The following is a 1,644-nucleotide window of genomic DNA, read 5'->3' as shown; positions in this document are numbered from 1 at the left end:
GCCATGGATCCCTGCTCCCCCTAGACGTGCCCCCCCCCGCCCCCACCCCCGGGGGGGGCAATGCAATTTCCCCCCCGCCCCCGGCCCGGGGCGGAGTCGGCCGCCGGTGCGGCCGTCGGGGTGTGTGACGGGAGTCGGCCCGCCGTGACCGCTTGGTCGCGGCGGGCTCTTTCGTACCGCCACGCCCGTGCGGGAATTGGATTAATGAGTCTGAATTCCCTATCTGAATTCCCTTGAATTAAAAGAGTTCCCCACTTGCTTTGGCGGTATTTGCCATTAAGATATAAGCGTAAGAACAAAGGGAAGAGCTTACAGGAATTCACGAAAGGCGCGGGAAAATGACCGACACCAACAAGGTCGAATTCATCAACGTCAAGGTCGGCGAGGTTGCCCCCAACCCGGAGCAGCCCCGGAAGTTCTTCTCCGAGGCTGCGCACGAGGAGCTGACCGCCAGCATCAAGGAGAACGGCCTCCTTCAGCCGGTCGTCATGCGGCCGGTCGAGGGCGGCAAGACCCCGTACATGCTGATCGCGGGCGAGCGGCGCTGGAGGGCCTGCCAGGCGGCCGGCCTGGAGGTCATCCCCGCCAAGCTCGTCGAGGGCGCTTCCGAGGAGAGGGCGTACGTCCTCAGCATCGCGGAGAACGTGAACCGAGCGGACATGACGATCATGGAAGAGGCTGGCGCCTACGCCGACCTCACGGCCGCCGGATGGGACCCGGCCCAGATTGCCAAGCAGTTCGGCAAGACCGAGACCCACATCACCTGGCGGCTCGGGCTGCTCACCCTGCGCGAAGAGGTGGCCGACATGGTCAATGAGGGGAAGATCAAGAACAACCTCGCCTGGCACATCGCCCAGCTCAACCCGGCCAACCAGATGGTGGCCGCCATGCGGTATGTGCGCGGAGACTTCGACAGTGAGGCCGAGGCTCAGCACTTCGCCAACGGCCTCAAGATGATGGAGGCGCAGACCACCCTCACCGGCGAGACGGCGCCGACGGCGCAGGAAGCGGAGCAGCGCAAGGCCGCCAAGGCCAAGGCGAAGGACGGCCTCGGCAAGGCGGAAGAGGTCCTGATCCCGCTCCTGGAGGACCTGGCGGAGAAGAAGCCCGAGGACCTGGCGGTCATCCTCGGCGACGACCTCGCCCGCCACCTGCGAGTCGTCACCCGCCTCTACGCCAAGGTCCAGATGGTGAAGAGCATCCTGAGCAAGGCTCAGGGCATCCAGAGGGCCATGGAGGCGGAGTTCAACAAGGCGGCCACTGAGGTCAAGCAGGAGGCGGCGGCGAAGAAGGCGGAGGCCAAGCCCGAGGAGCCCAAGAAGGCGGCCGAACCGCAGGTCACCGAGAAGGGCAAGGCGAAGCCGCAGCCCGCTGCCAAGAAGGCGGCCGTGAAGTCCACCGCCCCGAAGCCCTCGGCGCGCAGCGCGGCCACCAAGGTCCCGGCGCGGCGGACGGGCGCCAAGAAGGCCGAAGCGGCGAAGTAGGGCAGAGAGGGGCGCGGCGGTGGCTGCGCCCCTCTCCTCATCTCGCAGGGGGCGCGGGGCGGGTGTGGGGGCGCCCCCCCCGCGCGAGAAATGGGGGGGGAGGCGGACTTGGTCGGGTGGTATTGGGTGTATTGAATTACCCTTCAACTTGCGGTTGTGG

The 1,644-nt window shown here is 66.7% G+C and carries 1 protein-coding gene; it reads left to right on the top strand.

The window, feature by feature from the left end; all coding sequences use genetic code 11:
- Positions 1 to 338 precede the first annotated feature (338 nt).
- The gene (locus tag ACFWY6_RS45360) at positions 339 to 1,484 is read left to right on the top strand and encodes a ParB/RepB/Spo0J family partition protein (protein ID WP_384703770.1); all 1,146 of its coding nucleotides are present in this window, start codon (positions 339 to 341) and stop codon (positions 1,482 to 1,484) included.
- Positions 1,485 to 1,644: the final 160 nt, after the last annotated feature.

This window comes from Streptomyces sp. NPDC059037 (genome assembly GCF_042740015.1).
In the GTDB taxonomy this organism is placed as follows: domain Bacteria; phylum Actinomycetota; class Actinomycetes; order Streptomycetales; family Streptomycetaceae; genus Streptomyces.
The sequence above is the reverse complement of the archived record's forward strand: the minus strand, read 5'-3'. Positions and strand labels throughout refer to the sequence as shown.

What these genes read in the sequence shown, in the direction of transcription:
- ACFWY6_RS45360 (WP_384703770.1), top strand. Translation starts at nt 339, where the DNA reads ATGACCGACACCAACAAGGTCGAATTCATCAACGTCAAGGTCGGCGAG.